Source organism: Microthrixaceae bacterium, assembly GCA_016702505.1.
Classification (GTDB): Bacteria; Actinomycetota; Acidimicrobiia; order Acidimicrobiales; family Iamiaceae; genus Aquihabitans.
Map to the genome: position 1 here is coordinate 573,430 of JADJDU010000001.1, position 19,790 is coordinate 593,219.

Consider the following 19,790-nt stretch of genomic DNA (forward strand, 5'->3'; position numbering starts at 1 on the left):
CTAGGAGACCGGGCGGGCCCGGGTGGCCGACATGGCGTCTCCGACCGAGTTCGCCAGGGTGGACTCGCCGAGCGAATCCAGCGGTACCGGCAGCGGGATCCGCCAGTTCGGGTGCTGGTCGATGGTGCCGGGCACGTTCGGACGATGGACGGCACCAGCGAGGTCGTCCAGGGCCACGGTTGCCACCATGGCCGGAGATGCCGCCACCGCGGCTTGGGCAGCCACCACGATCTGGTCGGTGGCGGCGTCGTCAGGCGACGAAGCGGCCACCCTTAGTCGGTGTCGCAGTTCGTGGTCACCATCGGGGGGAATCGTGACTGCGGCGGCGTCGAGGTCTCGGAGGTCCGCTCCGCTCCACACCCCGGCGATGGTCGGCAGGTCGTGGGTGGTGACAGCGGCCATGGACTGAGCTGGCCAAGTGGACGGCGGCTGGTCCTCGAACCACAGCAGACGGGTCGACAGCACCCCCGCCTGCCCCAACACGTCTCGGACACCGGGCTCCACCGTTCCGAGATCCTCACCCACCACAATGGCCGCGGCCCGGGTGCTCTCGATGGCCAGCACGTGCAACAGGTCCTGGTCGACGAAGTGGACGTATGCACCGCGGGAAGGCTCCATACCTGGCGGGATCCAGTACAGGCGGAACAAGCCCATCACGTGATCGACGCGCAGACCTCGGGCGTGGCGCAGCACGGTGCGCAGGGTTTCGGCGAAAGGCTGGTACCCGACTCCGTCGAGGCGCCGCGGAATGAACGGCGGCAGCCCCCAGTCCTGGCCGTCTCGGCCCAACGGGTCAGGCGGGGCGCCGATGCGGACCCCAGGCGCGATCAGGTCCTGCCATTCCCAGGCGTCGAAACCGTCAGGCGCGAAACCCACGGCCAGGTCGGTCATGGTCAGCTTCTGGTCTAGGCACGTGCCAGCTAACGACAGTTGCTGATCGGCCAGCCATTGCAGCCAGCACCAGAACCTGACCCGGTCCGACTCGGCATCGACCACTCGCCGAACCGCATCGGTCTGAGGTCGTTGCAGCTCGGCCGGCCACCGTGACCAGTCCGGTTGGCCCAGTCCGTCAGCAATGGTGCAGAAGGCTCCCCACCTCTCCAACGGCGCGCCGCCCCGGCGGCAGAACTGGTGGAACTCGATGCTGGGCCGGTCCTTGGTCGCGGCCCAAACTGCCTCGAGAGCGCCACGCTTCACCGCCCACACCGCTGATCGGTCGATGGTCAACCAGCCCCGGCTATCGGTCTGGTGGTTCAGGGCCACTCCCTCGGACCGCCATCGCCCGGCGTCTGCCAGATCTGCGAACCCGGGGACCGTGTCCAGATCGATCAGCATCGGGTCCAGCCAGCGGCGCGTGCTCGGGGAGTACGGGCTGTTGGGTGGGGATGGCGACGGGGTGGGAGCGTGCAGCGGATTCAGTCCCACCAGTCCCGCACCTCGACTTTGGGCCCACTCCACCAACACGGCCAGGTCGCCCAGATCACCGATCCCCCAACTCGTCGATCGGCGAGCCGCATACAGCTGGGCGGTGACACCCCAGACGCGCAGGTCGGGCGGAAGGTAACACCGCCCGGGCGAGACCAGCAGGGGGCGACCCACCCCCTGTTCATCCACCAACCGGTGGTACCCGACGGGTAGATCTACGGGAAGTTGCCAGGAACCGTCGCCACGAACCGTTGGATTCGGGTGCCCGCCGGCGCGCTCGACCTCCGATCCGTCCTCGAGCACCACCATCGATCCGCCCGGAACCGACCTCGGGGGTGATCCCGCGATCATCACGATCGTGGCCGGCGGGACCGGCGGCCCTTCGATCCCCATGGCCACGTGCATCGCCTCGATCACATCGGCATCCACGGTCCTTTCCCGCCCGAAACCGTCGAAGAACCGAGGCTGCACGCCAGCCCAATCAGTTCCACTCAGGGCGGGGTCGAGTGACTTCACCTCCCCATGCTGCCCGCCCACCGAAGCGGCCGCGGTCGATGCCACGCCGTGCTCGATGAGGCGAGTCGCCCATCGGTTCGCCGATCGGCTCACCCCCTCGACGCCTGGCCGCAGACGCAAAGGGACCGGCCCGGGGTCGCCGCATCCGTTTGGTTGACAAGGGCGTGCCCTACCCGCCAGGTCCCGTACACTCGCCGTGTGGGCCGAACCCTGATCGAACGTCGCCTCCGAGATGTCTCCGAGCGGATGAAGCAGGTCGGACGCGAGCTGTCGGTGGTGGAAGAACAGCTTGCCCACCTCGTCGATGAAGCCGACGAGGCCCGAATCAGGGCATTGGTGTCAGAGACTCCCTTGGCTGGGCATGATCACCACGAGGCCCAACGCCACGCCGATGCCATGAGTCGCCACCGAGACAGCCTCGTGGCAGAGTTGGCTGAACTGGACCAAACCCAGAACGAACTACTCGACCGGCTCATGACCACGGCCCCGTCGCCATGACCGTCTACGGTCGAACGAACCTGAACACCCCCAACACTGGAGAGCAACGGTGCCCACCCGTGTAGTGATCGCAGAAGACGAGGCCATCATCCGCCTCGACCTCAAGGAAACCCTGGAAGAAGAGGGCTACGAGGTGGTGGCCGAGACCGGCCGCGGTGACGAGGCGGTGGAACTCGTTAGAGAGCACCGCCCCGACGTGGCCATCCTCGACATCAAGATGCCTGGGCTCGATGGCCTATCCGCCGCCCGCGAGATAGCGGGGGAGCGTTGGTCGGCGGTACTCATCCTCACCGCCTTCTCTCAGCGAGACCTCATCGAGCGTGCCCGTGACGCCGGAGCGTTGGCATACCTGGTGAAGCCGTTCCAGAAGTCAGACCTGTTCCCGGCCATCGAGGTGGCCGTAGGTCGATTCCGTGAGCTCAAGGCCTTGCACGAGCAGGCCACCTCGCTGGAAGAGCAGTTGGAGACCCGCAAGACCGTCGATCGGGCCAAGGGTCAACTGATGGACAACAACGGGTTGTCGGAAGCCGATGCCTTCGCCTTCATCCAAAAGACGGCCATGAAGGAACGCTCCACCATGCGAGACATCGCCCAGCGAGTCCTCGACGGAGACCTCCAACCCGCTTGAGCCCTGCGGGGTGCGACAGGAGATGGGCCCGACCGGTTGGTCGGCCGGGCCCACCCGCCACGCCCCGCGGTCCGGACCCTTTCGGGTCGAGACCGACAAGGCGAGGGCGACATGTACCTATCCGCTTGGGTCCTTGGCTTGGAGTCCGCGGAGTCAGATCTCCTGGGCCAGTTTGGCAATGGCAGTCAATTGTTCGACCGTTGCCACTTCTCCGCCAACTGAGAGCTCCACGCCGCCGGTCACCACGAAGTCTCCGCTGGCCCCAGCCAGGATCAGCATTGGGCTGCCGGTGGTGATCAGGATCGCGTCGTTGAGGCCGGCAACTTCGGTGGCGTCCTCCTGGATCTCCCTTTGACCAGCCAGGAAAGGACGTGCGTTCCACTGGATGTTGGCCACGGTGGCACCCTCGGGAAACCCGTCCATCTCGATGGCGTAGCTGCAGTTCGGTGTTGTCCAGGCAGAATTGGGTTGAGCGTTCACGATCGTCACCCCGAGGATTTCACCGACCTGGGCTCCGGTGATCTCAGAGCACACATCGAGGTCCGATACCTCGTCCTCCTGTGACCCATCGGAATCCTGCGTGGAACCGTCGTTGGCGGCTTCGTTCCTAGCCGACCCAGACTCATCTGTCTGCGACGCAGCCCCCATAACGGTGGTGGCCGAGGCGTCATCTTTTTCATCGTTGCCACTCCCGCACCCGGACACCAGCAATGCGGTGGTGGCTAGGGCAGCGAACGAGAGCCGGACCGGACGGAAAGACAGCGAGGATCTGGTTTGCATGGACCGAAATATGCCCGACGCCAAGGCTCCGATCATGAGTGGAGCAGCACTCAAGTTGTGCGATCACGCTACTCAGCACCCTCGACACCTCCACCTACGGCACCAGGTCAGTCCGAGATGACACGCCCATCTTCGTGTACGCCCGGTGGAGGTGGTTCTCCACCGTCCGCACCGAGACCACAAGGGCCTCAGCGACCTCCCGGTTGCTGAGGCCATTACAAACGAGAGCCACGACCTCCTGCTCTCGTGGGGTCAGGCCGTCAGCGTTGGCGGCCTTTTCCAGGCTCACCAGCGGTGGGGTGGCGAGTCCCGTCTGCTCTGTCGCGGCAATGGCCTGGGCTCGGACTTTGTGGACACGATTGGGAGTGGCCAGCGCCGCCAAACACCGAACCTCGAGCCCCCACCCAGTGGCCCCAATCGCATCGAGGTCATCAGCGAGTATGTCGAGGTCTCCTGGCGAATGGACCAAACCGTGTGCCAACGCAAGCCGGACTTGGGAAAGCCGCGAGCGTACGGGGATTGCTTGGAGGATCGGCACTGCCGCGGAGGGTGCGCCCATACGGACCAGATCGTGAGCCATCTCGGCCGCCTGGGCATGACGGCCTGACGCCGACGCTGACGTGGCAAGGTCCTTCAACATCACCCTGGCCTCGTCATGACGCCCGGACAGGTTGAGCTGCCAGGCCCGAGCGCGGTCGACTTCAGGCTCGAAGAGGCCGAACGGTCCGCAAGGGTGGCTTTCCAGACGGCTCAGATCATGGGCCAGGGCGGCCCTATCACCCATGGAGGCGGAAGCTAGGGCGGCGGCAGTCGTGCACCAACGAGCCAGTCCCGCCATTTGCGCTGATGCCCAGATCTGCTCCGCCTCGAGCGCCACGGTCCTTGCCTCGGCTGGGCGGCCCCGGGCCAGCAGCACCCGACTTCGCAGCAGCGCTGCCCACCCCTGAGCCTGACGGCCGGGTCGGGTGAGGGTGTGCTGGTAGATGGCTGAGGTGAGCTCGTCAGCGTCGATCAAGCGGCCGGCGTTCAACAACGACCAGCCGAGCGAAATGACGTGCACGCCAGGATCTAGGTAAAGAGAAGGGGATGGGGCGGACAGTGCCTCCATCGCCCGATTGGCCATGTCGGCCGCCTCGTCCGCCCGATCAGTCATGGCCAACGACAGTGCTGCGGCCAGGCTTGCCGCACTGGCAACCAATGGCTCGGGATGATCGACGAGTGGAAGCGACATGGCGAGGGACATGTCGATCCGACCTTCGAGCACTTGGAACACCGCCTTCTCGGCGTCGAGAGCCAGCGGCCATGGTTTTGCCGCGGTCTGAGCCGAGTCCAGAAGCGCATACGCGGCCTGAGCGTCGTGGTGGGTCCAGAACGCCTGCTCGGCTCGGCGAATGGTCACTGCCACCAGGGCTTCGTCAGAGTCGGGAACGTGACGAGCGAGCGTCTCGGAGGCTGCAACTGGGTCACCGCGCTCATCGGCGCACCACGACTCCAGAAGTATCGCCTCGGTACTGGACTCCACAGCAGCAGAGGCGCGGGCCAGGCGCTCGGCCCGGGATGGGTCGCCCTGATCCAGTGCCATGCGAGCTCCGGCCAGAAGACGCTTGGCATCACCGCGACGGTGGGCGGTCAGGTCCCATTCGATGGCCGCCAGTTCCAGCGGACCGCCTGGTTCTGCCGCTCCGGAGATACGCGCCGCGTCGGCTAGTTCAGCTGCCATTCGGATCCGGCTCGCCGTTGGGAGAGTCGTGCAGAGATGTAGAGCGAGAACCGGGCTGGCGAGCCTGGCCTTGGCTTGATCTCCCTGTCCGAAGATCTCCGCCAGTCCCAGTCGTTCCAGGGCCTCCAGCGGGATCGCACCGGGCAGAACCAGAGCCATGCCAATCGGAATGGCGCCGGCCATCGCCAGGACCTCTGCTGCGCTCCTTAGGTCGGCTGGCAGACAATCGAGCTCGATCTTGGCTCGGTCAGCAATTTCCGGGGTGAGCCCGGCTTCGCCTGTGAGTGTCCACAGGCCATGTCGTTCCTGGAGCGTCCCGGCACCAATCGACCCTCGAACCAGCTCGCTGGCCAGGAAAGGATTTCCTGCCGCAAGGTCGACGAGGTACTTGAGGGTTCGGCCATCGACGGGCCCGCCGATGACGTTGGTGACCACAGCGGCGCTGTCATCTGCGTTCAACGGGGGTAGGTCGATGCGGTCCAAGCCTGCCTCGCGCCACAGCACTGAGACGTCCTCGGGAGCTGGGCGAGACGATTTACGAAGCCCGATGAGACGGACCTGGCCATCGGTTACCAGGCGCAAGATCACCGATGAGGAGGCGGAATCTAGGTGGTCCAGATCATCGACCACAGCCACTAGTGGCCTTCGCTGGCGAGCTAGGTGAAGGCGGAGAGCCGCCTCGACCCGTTCGAGATCGGATGACGAAACGGGACTTCTGGCCGAGACCTCGTGATTCGAGGTCGAGGCTCGGGCGGGGCCTCCCTCCGAACCTCCTGCGATGGGAGGAAGAAGACCGCGGGCCGCCCAAAGAGGCACCGTTGCGGTGGACTCTGTGGCAAGCACCCACACAGAATCGGGGGCCAGCGCACGGGCCAGTGAAGTTAGGCCACTTCCGGCCGTCCCACAGATGACCACGCCCCTGCGGGTGAGTGCCTGGCGAGCACGGACCAGGATGTCATCGCGGCCGATCAGCACCGGCCCTACCTCGCCACCGCCTCCGACCAAGCCGTCGCCGGCTACGCCTGACCCCGTCTGAACAGCGGCTGTTCGGGGCAAGGTTGTCACGAGGCGGATGGTACTAATGGGCCCAGGAGGCCAGCCCGGCCCATCAACACGGAATGGCCAGGGGATCTGGGCAGCAAGGCCTAACCAACTGTGTCCAGCAGCGGGCCAGATCCGAAGTGGATCGCTCGAGTTCGTCACTGCAACGCCCGACGTGTGGGAACCTGAGTCCATGTCGCTTTCACACAACACCTACTTCGACGGATCCGTTCAGAGCCTCGGCTTCGAGGATGGGAACCGCTTCACCGCCGGCGTGATGTTGCCCGGTGACTACCACTTCGGCACCGACGCTCCCGAGCGCGTCACCGTCATTCACGGAGAGCTGGTGGTCCGTCAGCCTGGCAGCGACACCTGGGATCACCACCCAGCCGGCACCGTGTTCGAGGTCGAGGGTTCCAGCGGCTTCGACCTCAAGGTGGCCGGTCCTACCGCATACCTCTGCGAGTACCTGTAGGTCCCTGGTCCCCTTGATTCGCCGGGTTGGTCCGGGCCGCGCGGGGCCGGTCTGGTGACTCCTACGATCGGGGCCATATGAGGTTCATGCTGATCGACGGGAACTCGCTCACCTACCGGGCGTTCCACGCCCTACCCACCGACTTGGTGACCGCGTCGGGCCAGGTGACCAACGCGGTGTACGGGTTCACGTCGATGTTCATCAACCTGGTGCGCGATCACCGCCCCGATGCCATCGCCGTGGCCTTCGACCGGCCCGAGCCGACATTCCGCCACGTCCAGAACCCCGACTACAAGGCGCAACGTGAGGCCGCGCCCGACATCTTGCGCCAGCAGATGGCCCTGGTTCGCCAGGTGGTCGACACGTTGGGGGTCACGGCCATCGACAAGGCCGGCATAGAAGCAGACGACATCATCGCCACCTTGGCCACCATGGCCCGCGACCGTGGCGACGACGTGATCATCGTCACCGGTGACCGAGACGCCTACCAACTGGTGGAGGACCCTCACGTGAAGGTCCTCTACAACAAGCGCGGCGTGTCCGACTACGCCTTATACGACGAGGCTGGCATCGAGGAACGCACCGGCGTTCACCCCCGCGACTACGTCCAGTACGCCGCGCTCCGGGGAGACGCATCAGACAACCTCCCGGGCGTGCCCGGCGTGGGCGAGAAGACCGCAGCCAAACTCGTCAACTCCTACGGCGGCCTTGACGGCATCTTCAGTCACACCGCAGACCAGACACCCAAGCTCCGCCAGAACCTGGAGGAGAACGAATCCCAGGCCCGACGCAACGCCGACCTGATGGCGCTGGTTCGAGACGTGGAGCTTCCCGTGGGCCTCGATGACTTGGGGTATCCGGTTCCAGACACCGAGGAACTGCGGTCCCTGTTCGACTTCTTGGAGTTCCGCTCTCTATATGACCGTCTGGCCGAAGCCCTCGAGCAGGACCTGGGCGCGCCGCCGAGCGGCAACGAGGTGATCGAAGCCGAACCGGTGGTGGCCGAGACCACCCGACACGCAGCCGAACTGCTCCGCCGTCTGATCGATCCCGGGTCGGAGGCTCCGCTGGCGGTGGCGGTGGCCTGGGAGGGACAAGAAGGGCGAAGCCCGTTGGCCGGTTTCGCCGCGGTGTTGGATTCCGAGTCTGGGGATGTGGCGTGGATCCCCGGCCCGATGTTGGCCGATGCCGAGACCGCTTCTGCTTTCGACGCGCTGTTGGCCGCCCGTCGGCTGGCCGCCCACGGCGCCAAACCTCTCTTGCGTCGCCTGCTCGACGAAGCGCCGCAGCGACCTTTGCCCGACCTGGCCATGGACACGATCCTGGCTGCATACCTCCTCGACCCCGCCGAGACCCGCTACGCCATCGGGGACGTGCTGGTCCGCTACGCCCGTTTGGAGCTTCCGGCCGGCTCTGCGGCCCCCGAGGGCCAGCTGGACCTGACCGGCGGAGCGACCGACCAGGCCCTGGTGCACTGCAGGCAGGCACTGGCTGTCGACCGTCTGGTCAGCCCGATCACCGACGCACTCGCCGCTCAGGGATTGCGGACGCTCAACGATGACATCGAGACGCCCCTCGTCCCGGTCCTGGCCCGGATGGAGCACGTCGGTGTCGGAGTCGACCGAGCCGAGCTGACGGCGCTGAACGACCGTTTCACCGCCGAGGTGAAGGAACTGGCCGCCCAGATCCAACACGACGCCGGCGAGACCTTCAACGTCAACTCGACGCCTCAGCTCCGCACGATCCTGTTCGACAAGCTCGGCCTGACCCCGACCAAGAAGACCAAGACCGGCTACTCCACCGACGCTGCGTCGCTGGAGAAGCTGGCGGGCCAGCATCCGATCATCGACCACCTCCTGCGGTACCGGGAGGTGGAGAAGCTGCGCTCGACATACGGCGAAGGTCTGCTGGCCGAGGTGGCCGACGACGGGCGCATCCACGCCACCTTCAACCAGACCGTGGCCCGAACCGGGCGGCTCTCCTCGGACGCGCCGAACCTCCACAACATCCCGGTGAGATCCGAAGAAGGCAAGGCGTTCCGACGCGCCTTCGTGCCCGCACCCGGTTGCGAGCTGCTGGTGGCCGACTACAACCAGATCGAGCTGCGCTGCATCGCCCACCTAGCTGAGGATCCGGGTTTGATCGCGGCGTTCGAGGCCGGCGATGACATCCACACCGCCACCGCCGCCCGTGTCTTCCACGTGGCACCCCAAGATGTCGACGGTGGCCAGCGGGCCAAGGCCAAGATGGTGTCCTACGGGCTGGCCTACGGGATGGAGGCCTATGGCCTGGCCACGCGCCTCAACATCTCCCGAAGCGAGGCGGCCGAGATCCTCGACGCCTACTTTGCCGCCTTCCCCGCGGTGAAGGCCTACATGGAACGAACGGTGACCGAGGCACGGGAGCGTGGCTACACCGAAACCCTCTTCGGTCGGCGTCGCCCCATCCCCGAGCTGGCATCGACCAACCGAGGCATCCGTCAGGCCGGTGAGCGCCAAGCCATGAACGCTGGCATTCAGGGTCTGGCCGCCGACATCTTCAAGGTGGCACTGGTCCGCCTCGATGCCGAACTGCGTGCCCGTGCCTTGGAAAGCCGTCTCGTCCTCCAGGTGCACGACGAGGTCATCGTGGAGGTACCGCCGGCGGAAAAGGAGGTCGTGTCGGAGCTGACCCTCGCGGTCATGCACGGCGCGGCGAACCTCCGCGTTCCCCTCGAGGTGAACCTGTCCTTCGGGGCCAGTTGGGCCGAAGCGAAGTAGCCCTGAACCTTGAACTGGACATCGTCAACACCACAATCCCTCGTCGATGCAGCTCAAGCTGCTTGACTGATGAACCAAATGACCATGACCCACGTCGTTGTCGACGGATCCAACATCGCCACCGAGGGAAGGACGGCGCCGAGTCTGGCTCAGCTAGACGAGGCGGTGCGGTCCTTCCTCTCCGAGTATGGCGAAGACCTCAAGCTCACCGTGGTGGTAGATGCCACCTTCGGTCACCGCATCAGCCCCGACGAGAAGGACGCCTTCGACGCCGGCATCGTTAACGGCGAACTGGTGACACCCCCCGCGGGTGCCATTGGCCGAGGAGACGCCTTCGTGCTCCAGATCGCTGACAAGACCGGGGCCACCATCTTCTCGAACGACTCCTTCCAGGAGTTCCACGGCAACTACGAGTGGCTGTTCGAGGAGGGCCGTCTCATCGGCGGCAAGCCGGTGCCAGCAGTCGGATGGGTGTTCGTGATGCGGACACCGGTGCGGGGACCGACCAGCCGCAAGGCCACCAGGGACGCCAAAGGCGGCCGCCGATCAGGTCGGTCCAACCGGACCGATGGCCCCACCGTGAGTGGAGTGGCGCTAGGCCCACCACCGGTGCCTGATCGTGAGAGCGTGCTGAAGGCAGCCAGAGGGGTCACCGGCAAGGGCAACGCTGGTCCCGCGGCCGCGGCAGGCCGGGCGTCTCGGGCCTCCACCATCGGCCGGTCCGAGCCGGCCAACGAGTCCAAGGGTTCGTCCCGCAGGCGCAAGCGCACCAGCGCGTCCAAGCCAGCCGAACCCATCAACGAACCGATCCCGTTCCTCCAATTCGTCACCGAGCATCCGGTGGGTTCTGAGGTGGAGGCCACCGTGGAACGGTTCTCGTCGCATGGCGCCTATGCCGTCACCGCTGGTGGCGCCCTGTGCTACATCCCGCTGAGGGCGATGGGTAACCCCGCGCCGACCAAGGCCCGCGAGGTGCTGACGGTCGGCGAGGTTCGTTCCTTCATCGTCACCGCCTTCGATTCCCCACGTCGGGGTATCGACGTCGCACTTCCTGGTGTGGTTGTGCCCGACGCTGCGGTTTCCTCGGCTTCAGACCGTCAACATGACGGAACCCCCGAAGGGGAATCAACCAACGCCCAGGAGGCACCCAGCATGGCAGCGACCAAGAAGGCCCCTGCGAAGAAGTCCCCAGCCAAGAAGGCTCCGGCGAAGAAGGCCGCTCCGGCCAAGAAGGCCGCCCCCGCCAAGAAGGCTGCTCCGGCGAAGAAGGCTGCTCCGGCGAAGAAGGCTGCTCCGGCGAAGAAGGCTGCTCCGGCGAAGAAGGCGGCTCCGGCGAAGAAGGCGGCTCCGGCTAAGAAGGCGGCTCCGGCTAAGAAGGCTGCTCCGGCGAAGAAGGCTGCTCCGGCGAAGAAGGCTGCTCCGGCGAAGAAGGCGGCTCCGGCTAAGAAGGCTGCTCCGGCGAAGAAGGCTGCTCCGGCGAAGAAGGCTGCTCCGGCGAAGAAGGCTCCGGCCAAGAAGGCTGCTCCGGCGAAGAAGGCTCCGGCCAAGAAGGCTCCGGCCAAGAAGGCTCCGGCCAAGAAAGCTGCTCCGGCCAAGAAGGCTCCGGCCAAGAAGGCTCGCTGAGCCTTCGCTCCTCTTCGGGCTGACGCCCAGCGGGTCAGACGGTTGGGTCTGACCCGCTGGTGTCGTCTTGGTGGAGAGTGTGCGCACGCTGGTCGCGGCGCCGACGACCGGATCTCTCCCGACCGCTAGGGTCGGATCGTGCGAATCGCCACGTGGAACGTCAACTCGCTGAACGCCCGCATGGACAGGGTCGAGGCTTGGCTGGTCGACCTGGCTCCCGATGTCGTCTGTCTCCAGGAGACCAAGCTGGCCGACGGCGCCTTTCCCGGCCTGGCCTTCCAGGCCTTGGGCTATGACTCCGTGCACCATGGCGAGGGCCGCTGGAACGGCGTGGCGATCCTGTCGCGCGTCGGCCTCGACGATGTGGTCCATGGATTCGGTCCCGACGACACCGACCCTGAGGCCCGCCTGGTGTGGGCCACCTGCGGAGGCGTCAGGGTCGCCAGCGCCTACGTGCCAAACGGTCGCGCCTTGGACCACGACCACTACCGCTACAAGCTGAGCTGGCTGGCTCGGCTCAGGGACCGTCTGGCCGCCGCCGAGTCCGCCACCGAAGCCGTGGTGGTCGCCGGCGACTTCAACATCGCCCCCACCGATCAGGACGTGTGGGACCCGTCCCAATTCAGCGAAGCCACCCACACCAGCGAAGCCGAGCGGGAAGCCCTCGCCGCCATCATCGAGTGGGGGATGGTCGACACCTTTCGCCTCATCCATCCCGAGCCTGGCCTCTACAGCTGGTGGGACTACCGCGCTGGCCGTTTCCACAAGCACGAGGGCATGAGGATCGACCTCGTCTTGGGTACCCAGCCGGTGGCCGACCGGGTCACCTTCGCCACCATCGACCGTAACGCTCGGAAGGGACAACAGCCCTCAGACCACGCGCCGGTGATCGTCGACCTCAGCGACTGAACGACCCCACCCCCGAACCATCTCAGGAACATGGCCGAAACCAACGAACCCGACCAGCCCGGCAAAGAACCGACCCGGGCCGAACTGCTAGCCGCGATCACCGACTGGAAACCTCGGCCAGTCGACGAGACCGACCCTGAACGGTTGGCCTACGTCACCCGCCGCCTCCGCTCAGGGTCAGTCGAGCTGTCGCCGCGTCGGGCCGGACTCAAGCGCATGGCCGATGCCTCACGGCTTCTCACCTCCCGGCTGGCCGGGACTAGCGCTCCCGACGACGTGGTCAGCGAGGCCGCCGCCCAACTCGAAAAGCTAGCTGCGCTGTTCGCTGGCTACGACCAGGACCTGTCCTACGGCTTCGGCGAGACGTCGATCACCGGGTCGACTCCAGACCCCATGTTCGATCACAGCCCGATACTCGGCATCGCCAACCCGATCGCACCGCCGATGTCGCTCACCGAGCAAGACGGGGTGGTGGTGGCCACCGTCACTATGCCCAAGGCGTACGAAGGTCCACCCGGATGCGTACACGGCGGGTTCGTGGCTGCTCTCTTCGACGAGGTGCTCGGCGCGGCACAGTCCCTATCGGGGGCGCCAGGCATGACCGGGACCCTCAAGATCCGCTACGAGGCCCCCACACCACTGCACACCGAACTGCGTTTCGAGGGCCGGATGGTGGGCGTCGAGCGGCGCAAGATCTTCACCGAAGGCCTCTGCTACGCAGGAGACACCATCACGGCCCGAGCCGAGGGGATCTTCATCTCGCTCAACCCCGGCACATTCCTGGAACTGATCGCGGAACGGGAACGGGCGCAGCAAGGCCAGTGACTGTCAGCCCGGGCCCCGGATCCAGGCGTCGAGGGCGGGAGCCTCGGCCATCAGGTATTCCTCTAGGCCCGACACGATCGCCTGCTCGACGCGGCTGGCCACCAACGGTGCCCGCACCTGAAGCTCGCCGGTGATCGTTCGACGGCTGCCACCGTCGACCTCGTCAACCTGGAAGTTGCCGCGACACCGGAGCCGATCGGGGTAGTGGTCGGGGAGGAGCCGGAACCGGGCCGAGCGGGCGGCATGGTCGTGAATCGACTCCTGGACCCAGGTAAGACGGTCCGGCGCCACGACCGCGGTTACCGCCGAGGGCAGATCGCCGGTGAAGCGGAACCTCACCTCCAGATGGTGAGCCGGGTCACCATCGGCACCCACCACCTCTATGCCGCCCAGCTTGGGTAGCCCGACCAGGGTCGGGTACAGGTCCGGATCGGCATAGGCGCGGTTCACCGATTCGGCATCTGACTCGAAATGCTGCACCAGTCGGAAGTTCATGCGGGCCTAGCTCCGGGGAGGGGTCGAAGGTTGGTCTGGTCGTCGGCATCAAGGTGCTGGGCCACGATGGATAGCAGACGCTCACCGTGGTCGGCTCGGGTGAACGGGCCGAGGCCAGCCAGGCCGGCCAGGTCCTCCATGGTCTGGGGCTGGTGCCGGGCGACAGCGTCGAGCCCTCGTTCGGACAAAACGACGGTTGGTCTGACCCCGGCCTTGCGGGCTTGGGCGGCCCGCCAGCGTCGAAGCTCTTCGGCGATGGCGTGGGTCGGGTCGTCTGTGGTCCCGTGCTCGTCGGGCGGATCGAGAGCCAAACGAGCGGTGTCCACGGCACCGGTGGTGCCCGAAGCGACTTGGGCTTCGCGCTCCAGCCTGGTGATCGTGGCGCGGACCTTGGACAACAACGGCGACGGAGCCCGCTCCACCGGATCGGTGGTAAAGGTCCGCTGACGCGCCCAACTGAACCGCAACACCTCGGCGGCCCGAGTCACAGCCACGTACAGGAGTCGCTCCTCTTCGGCCCGAGCTGCAGCGGTGCGGGCATGGGTGATGGGCAGGTAGCCCACTTCGCATCCAGCGACGTGAACCACGTCCCATTCCAGGCCCTTGGCGGCGTGGAACGAAGCGATGGTGACCGCATCTCCCGAATCGGGGGTGTCGCTGACCAGCATCGTGCGCAGCCACCCGGACAGGGCCTCGGCCGGAGCTCCCGGATCGGCGGCCAGCAACTCCCGTCCAAGCCGGATGAGCTGCTCTTGGCGCTCCACCACTTGAGCCTGGGACCCACCTGCGCCTACCAGTGAATCCCGCTGCTCGATGGTGGTGGCCTCGAGGTCGTCTAGGACCGTGACCAGAGGATCGCGTCGGCGTTGGAAACCTTCGAGCAGGCGCTGCACGTGCGGGTCATCTAGCAGCCGAGTCCCACCCCGGACGCGGTAGGGGATGGACGCCCGCCGGAACGCCTCCTCGAACAGAGCGGTCTGGGCATGGGTGCGCACCAGCACGGCCTGGGACGCCCACGTCCGCCCCGGGCGGCGAAGCTCACGGATCGAACGGGCAACGCCAGCGGCCTCATCGCGGTCTGACTGGTAGCCCACGATCACCGGAACTGGACCATCCACATTGGTGCTCAGGTATCCGATGGTCCCGCCGAGGTCGTCGTTGGCGCGGAGGGTGGAGGCTACGGCCAACACCTGAGGACTGGAGCGGTAGGAGCGGTCGAGGCGAACCACCTCGGCCCCGGGGTGGTGACCCGCGAAGTCCACGAGGAACGACGCATCGGCCCCGTTCCACGAATAGATGGCCTGATCGGGATCCCCGACGACGCACAGGTCGGGCCGCTCACCCAACCACGCCCGCAGCAGGCGTTCCTGGAGGGGGTTCACGTCTTGGTACTCGTCCACGAACAGATGCCGGAACCGCCAACGTTGAGCGGCCGCAAAGGTTGGGTCCCGCTCGAGGCGGGCCGCAGTCAACAACAGGAGATCATCGAAGTCGACCAGAGCCTTCTTGCGCTTCAGGTCCTCGTAGCCGCGGTACCAACCGGCGATGCGAGACGCATCACCCGGAGGGCGGCGACCCACTGCGTTCACTGCGGCCTCATAGGCCTCGGGGGCTACCAGACGGGCCTTGGCCCACTCGATCTCACCGGCCACGTCGATGGGACGGACCTGGCGGGTCGAACCCAGCACCTGGCTGAGGATGCGGCTCTTGCGGTCCAAGAGGGTGGGAGCGGCACGGTTGTCTCCCGCCCAGGCGACGCGGAGCTGGGCATAGGCCAGCGCATGAAACGTTCCGGCCGCCGGTAGGTCTCGCAGGCCCAGCCGGGCCAGACGCTGATCCAGCTCGAGTGCGGCCTTGCGGGTGAACGTGACGGCCATCACGTGGCGGGGATCGGCCGAACCAGCCGCGCAGCGGTGGGCGATTCGACGGGTCAACACCCGTGTCTTTCCCGAACCGGGGCCAGCCAGGATGGCCAACGGTTGGGCCGGGCTGGTCACGGCCAGACGCTGAGCCGGGTCCAACCCGTCGAGCAGCCGATCCACGTCCACTCCGGCATGGTACGGCTCCCTCCGCCGCTGAGGTCAGAACTGGATCTAGGGTGCCGAACGTGGCCTTCTCAGAAAAACTGCTCAACGACGGAGAGAAGCTGGTCCTCGACCTCCGCCCTCACATCGTCTTCCTCGCTCCCGCGGCCGCCGCCTTCGCTGTGGCCGTGATCGGCAGCCTGGTGACCTGGGCGGTCATGGGGGAGACGGCGGAGACGTTCCTCAACTGGGTGCGGCTAGCAGCGGTGCTGTTCACCGGCTTGTGGCTGCTGTTCGAATGGGTCAAGTGGTACACCACCAACTTCGTTCTCACCACCGACCGGATCATCACCTCAGAGGGGTTCATCGCCAAGAAGGGCATGGAGATCCCTCTGGACCGGGTGAACACGGTGATCTTCAACCAGAGCGTGTTCGAACGAATGATCAAGGCTGGCGACCTCGGCATCGAATCAGCCGGTGAACAGGGAAGCCAGCACCTCACCGACATCCGTAGACCCGACGTTGTCAAGAACGAGATCTACCGACAGATCGAAGCCAACGAGAACCGCAAGTTCGACCGCATCCGGACCGGTCCCGGTGCCGACCCCACCCAGGTCCAAGGTGGGGCACCGAGCATTCCCGAACAGATCGACCAGCTCGCCGAGCTGCACCAGCGTGGCGTGCTCAGCGATGCTGAGTTCCAGCGCAAGAAGGCCGAGCTACTCGACCGCATGTGAATGGTGGCGGCGAGGTCAGGCCACGATCCTGGCTCCGGCCGAAGCTCTCACCGCCCAGCCGTCGCGGAGCGCACCCGGCTCGGCCAAGGCCACAACGCATCCCCCGAAACCGGCGCCGGTGAGACGGGCTCCGTACACACCGGGGGTGGCGGTCAGGCGGTCCACCAGTGCATCGAGCACCGGAGTCGACACCTCGAAGTCTTCACGCAGCGAACGATGGCTGTCGATCATGGCCCGCCCCATCTCGGCCAGGTCGCCGGCTCGCAGCGCTTCGACGGCTCGGCGGACCCGGGCGTTCTCGGTGACCACGTGGCGGGCTCGGCGGGTCAGCAAGCCGTCGGCCATCGACGCCAGCGGGCCCAGGTCGCCTACATCGGAGATCAGGCGCAGTGGCCCCACCACCTCCTCGGCAGCACGGACCGAGGCGATGCGTTCGGCGTAGGCCGACGACGCCAGCTCTCGCTCTTGACCGGAGTGGATCACCCTGACCTCGACGTCATCAGGGACACCAACCGGGTCGACCTCGAGGGTGTGGCAGTCGATAAGCAGGGCGTGACCGTCCACACCTGCCGCTGACGCGAGTTGGTCCATGATCCCGCACGGCACCCCCGACGCCTCCTGCTCGGCTCGCTGGGTGAGGCGGGCCAGCTCCAGAGGCGTACCGTCGAAACCGAGGGCCAACGCCACCGACACCTCCAATGCGGCACTGGATGACAGCCCGGCCCCCACCGGCAGGGTGGTGGTGATCTGGCCGGTGAACCCGAAAGCCGGTCTCAGTTGGGCAACTACCCCAGCCACGTAGCGGGCCCAGCGGGGCTCAGCGCCAGCGGGATCTTCGACCGATAGGACCACGCGGGCCGGTTCGGGCTGATCGGCACTGGTCAGGTAGATCTCGGTGCCACCGCGTCGCCCGGTCACCGTGGTGGCCAAGTCGACAGCCATGGGCAAGACGAGCCCTCCGGCGATATCGGTGTAGTCGCCAATCAGGTTGACCCGCCCCGGGGCGACGGCGGTCACCTCCACGGCACGGCCCTCAACGTGGCGGCGGCATCGGCCGGGACGACAGGGTTCAGGTAGGACCCGCTGCCCAGTTCGGCCCCGGCCACGTAGCGCATGACTCCCGGGGCTCGGTGAGGGCCGGCGATCTCCACGTGCATCCACGCCGCGGGCCAGTCTCCACCGTCGGTGGGACGCTGGTGGATCCAGAACATGTACGGCATGGGCGGGTCGAACACCCCCTCCAGCCGACCCAGGGTCTCGGCCAGAACCGAGGCCATCGCACGTCGTTCCGAGCTGGTCAGCGACATCAGGTCGGGTCGACGTTCCAGCGGGGCCACCCGCAGGCCGAACGGGTAGATCGGAGCCGACGGCACCCAGGCCCGCCAGCCATCACGCTCCACCACCACCAGCTCGAGATGATCTTCCAGGAGCCGGTGACCATCGGCCAGCCGGGAGAGCTCGGTGGCCGGCAACGGAGGCACATCGGGGTAGGCGTAGATCTGCCCGTGGGGGTGGGCGATGGTGGCTCCCACGTCGGGCCCGTTGTTCTCGAACACCAACACATAGGAGATGTCGGGACGGGAGCCCAGCGACGCGGTGCGCTGCGTCCACAGCTCGACCACCTCTGCCGCTGCTGCGTCGCCCATTGTGGACAGGCGGGACTGGTGGTCGGGGGAGTAGAGAACCACCTCGCAGCGGTCGTCGGGAAACGAAGGCCAACGGTTGGGGAAGACCCGGACCCGGTACGGCTCGGGCGATTCGGTGCCGCCCACGCAGAACGGGCAACCGGTCGGGCCGGTGGTGGGAAGGTTCGGGCGCTTCTGTCGGCTGCCCGTGACCTGGACCTGGATCCCGGTGAGAGGGTCGGTTCGCAGTTCGCTCACGGAGTCGTTGTAGGAGTTCGACATGCAGAGGCGACGATACGCGTCGGCGCCGTACATGGCGGAGCGGACGTCGAGGTACCGGGCCTCGGGTACCGGGCCTCGCCCGGCATGGTTGCCACACAGCGATGGCCAGGCTGGGCGAGACCACCGGTAGCGTGGTGACCCCATGTCGCGCGTACACCTCGTCACCCTCGGCTGCCCCAAGAACGAGGTCGATTCAGACAAGTTGCTGGGCCAACTGAGCTCGGAGGGCTACGAGACCACCGACGACGCCACCGGCGCCGACCTGGTGGTGGTCAACACCTGCGCGTTCATCGAAGAAGCTCGTCAGGAGTCGATCGACACCGTGCTGGGCCTGGCCGACCTGAAGGCCGATGGCGCCCGACTGGTGGTCACCGGGTGCATGGCCGAGCGCTACCGAGACGAACTGGCCGAGGCCCTTCCCGAGGTAGATGTGGTGGCTGGCTTCGGCGAAGTGTTCACCGCCACAGGCCGGGCGAGTAGCAGCTCCACCCCGGTCTCGATCGGACCCAGATCCAACCAGGCGGTCCCGTCCTTCGACCTCTTGAACCTGCCCCGACCCCGATCGTCACGACCTTGGGCCTACGTGAAGGTGGCCGAAGGCTGCGACCGGGCCTGTGGCTTTTGTGCCAACCCCAGTTTCCGGGGTCCCCAGCGGTCCCGTTCGCTGGACGCCGTCTTGGATGAGGTCGACCAACTCCAGGTGCGAGAGATCGTGCTGGTGGCCCAGGACCTGGCCGCCTACGGGCGCGACCAAGGCGTGGGGGAGCGGTCCATCGTGAGGCTGGTGAGTGAGGTGTCAGAGCGGGTCGACCGCACGCGACTGCTCTACCTCTACCCGTCGGACCTGACCGATGCGTTGATCGACACGATCTGTGCCACCGGGGTCCCGTACTTCGACCTGTCCCTCCAGCACGTGTCGGCCCCGCTGGTGCGCCGGATGCGTCGGTGGGGCAACGGGGAGCGGTACCTGACCAGAATCGCCGACATCCGACGACGGGAACCGGCTGCCGCCTTCCGTTCCAACTTCATCGTCGGGTACCCCGGCGAGACCGAAGATGACCACGACCAGCTCCTGGCCTTCGTGCAAGAAGCCCAGGTCGACTGGTGCGGGTTCTTCGCCTACTCACCCGAAGATGGAACTCACGCCGCCGGGCTGGACGGCCAGGTACCACGAGACCTGGTCGAGGAACGCCTGGCCGAGCTGCGGGAACTGCAAGACGAGATAACCCAGAAAAAACGTGACGTTCTGATCGGTTCAGAGGTCGAAGTGCTCGTGGACGCCCCCGGGATAGGACGCAGTCACCGTGAAGCCCCCGAGATTGATGGCATCATCTCGGTTCCCGATCACCTGCCTGTGGGTTCCATCACCACCCTCACCGTCACCTCAGCCATGGGCCCGGACCTCCAGGCCGGCTGAACATCTCGAGA

The 19,790-nt window shown here is 66.4% G+C and carries 16 protein-coding genes; 9 read left to right on the forward strand and 7 right to left on the reverse strand.

Going from position 1 to position 19,790, the window contains the following annotated elements:
* Positions 1–1,941, reverse strand: a complete 1,941-nt coding sequence (malQ, locus tag IPG97_02685; protein MBK6855486.1) for a 4-alpha-glucanotransferase — start codon at positions 1,939–1,941, stop codon at positions 1–3.
* 198 nt (positions 1,942–2,139) lie between these two features.
* Here malQ and IPG97_02690 point away from each other — a divergent pair, with 198 nt between their 5' ends.
* A complete protein-coding gene (locus IPG97_02690) occupies positions 2,140–2,439 on the forward strand; it encodes a hypothetical protein (GenBank protein MBK6855487.1) in 300 nt (99 codons plus the stop codon).
* Between the two features lie 49 nt (positions 2,440–2,488).
* Positions 2,489–3,067, forward strand: a complete 579-nt coding sequence (locus IPG97_02695) for a response regulator (protein ID MBK6855488.1) — start codon at positions 2,489–2,491, stop codon at positions 3,065–3,067.
* Positions 3,068–3,220: 153 nt separating this feature from the next.
* Here the strand turns inward: IPG97_02695 and IPG97_02700 are convergent, their stop codons facing one another.
* Positions 3,221–3,556: a hypothetical protein gene (locus IPG97_02700; protein ID MBK6855489.1), complete on the reverse strand. Its 336-nt coding sequence runs from the start codon at positions 3,554–3,556 to the stop codon at positions 3,221–3,223.
* Positions 3,557–3,941: 385 nt separating this feature from the next.
* A complete protein-coding gene (locus tag IPG97_02705; GenBank protein MBK6855490.1) occupies positions 3,942–6,632 on the reverse strand; it encodes an AAA family ATPase in 2,691 nt (896 codons plus the stop codon).
* A gap of 169 nt (positions 6,633–6,801) precedes the next feature.
* Here IPG97_02705 and IPG97_02710 point away from each other — a divergent pair, with 169 nt between their 5' ends.
* From IPG97_02710 to IPG97_02730, 5 genes are all read left to right on the forward strand, one after another.
* Positions 6,802–7,083, forward strand: a complete 282-nt coding sequence (locus IPG97_02710; GenBank protein ID MBK6855491.1) for a pyrimidine/purine nucleoside phosphorylase — start codon at positions 6,802–6,804, stop codon at positions 7,081–7,083.
* Between the two features lie 77 nt (positions 7,084–7,160).
* Entirely contained in the window at positions 7,161–9,842 is a 2,682-nt protein-coding gene (polA, locus tag IPG97_02715) for a DNA polymerase I (protein MBK6855492.1), read from the forward strand.
* An 84-nt stretch (positions 9,843–9,926) separates the two neighbouring features.
* On the forward strand, positions 9,927–11,465 hold the full coding sequence (locus IPG97_02720; protein ID MBK6855493.1) for a hypothetical protein: 1,539 nt from the start codon (positions 9,927–9,929) through the stop codon (positions 11,463–11,465).
* Positions 11,466–11,603: 138 nt separating this feature from the next.
* The gene (xth, locus tag IPG97_02725) at positions 11,604–12,374 is read left to right on the forward strand and encodes an exodeoxyribonuclease III (GenBank protein MBK6855494.1); all 771 of its coding nucleotides are present in this window, start codon (positions 11,604–11,606) and stop codon (positions 12,372–12,374) included.
* A gap of 30 nt (positions 12,375–12,404) precedes the next feature.
* On the forward strand, positions 12,405–13,199 hold the full coding sequence (locus IPG97_02730) for a PaaI family thioesterase (protein MBK6855495.1): 795 nt from the start codon (positions 12,405–12,407) through the stop codon (positions 13,197–13,199).
* A gap of 3 nt (positions 13,200–13,202) precedes the next feature.
* On the opposite strand, the gene IPG97_02735 is transcribed toward IPG97_02730, so the two are convergent.
* Positions 13,203–13,694: a DUF2505 family protein gene (locus tag IPG97_02735; protein ID MBK6855496.1), complete on the reverse strand. Its 492-nt coding sequence runs from the start codon at positions 13,692–13,694 to the stop codon at positions 13,203–13,205.
* Complete coding sequence (locus IPG97_02740; protein ID MBK6855497.1) at positions 13,691–15,742, reverse strand: ATP-dependent DNA helicase UvrD2; 2,052 nt, start codon at positions 15,740–15,742, stop codon at positions 13,691–13,693. Before IPG97_02740 ends, IPG97_02735 begins: the two co-directional genes overlap by 4 nt.
* Positions 15,743–15,801: 59 nt before the next feature.
* Here IPG97_02740 and IPG97_02745 point away from each other — a divergent pair, with 59 nt between their 5' ends.
* Positions 15,802–16,455 carry a PH domain-containing protein gene (locus tag IPG97_02745; GenBank protein ID MBK6855498.1) on the forward strand — a complete coding sequence of 218 codons (654 nt, stop codon included), beginning with the start codon at positions 15,802–15,804 and terminating at the stop codon, positions 16,453–16,455.
* Between the two features lie 15 nt (positions 16,456–16,470).
* Here IPG97_02745 and IPG97_02750 read toward each other — a convergent pair whose 3' ends face one another.
* Positions 16,471–17,472 carry a galactokinase gene (locus IPG97_02750; GenBank protein MBK6855499.1) on the reverse strand — a complete coding sequence of 334 codons (1,002 nt, stop codon included), beginning with the start codon at positions 17,470–17,472 and terminating at the stop codon, positions 16,471–16,473.
* Positions 17,469–18,506, reverse strand: coding sequence for a galactose-1-phosphate uridylyltransferase (locus IPG97_02755; GenBank protein ID MBK6855500.1), 1,038 nt, complete (start codon positions 18,504–18,506; stop codon positions 17,469–17,471). The genes IPG97_02750 and IPG97_02755 overlap by 4 nt, the downstream gene beginning before the upstream one ends.
* Here IPG97_02755 and rimO point away from each other — a divergent pair.
* Positions 18,505–19,779: a 30S ribosomal protein S12 methylthiotransferase RimO gene (gene rimO, locus IPG97_02760; GenBank protein ID MBK6855501.1), complete on the forward strand. Its 1,275-nt coding sequence runs from the start codon at positions 18,505–18,507 to the stop codon at positions 19,777–19,779. The genes IPG97_02755 and rimO overlap by 2 nt on opposite strands.
* Positions 19,780–19,790: the final 11 nt, after the last annotated feature.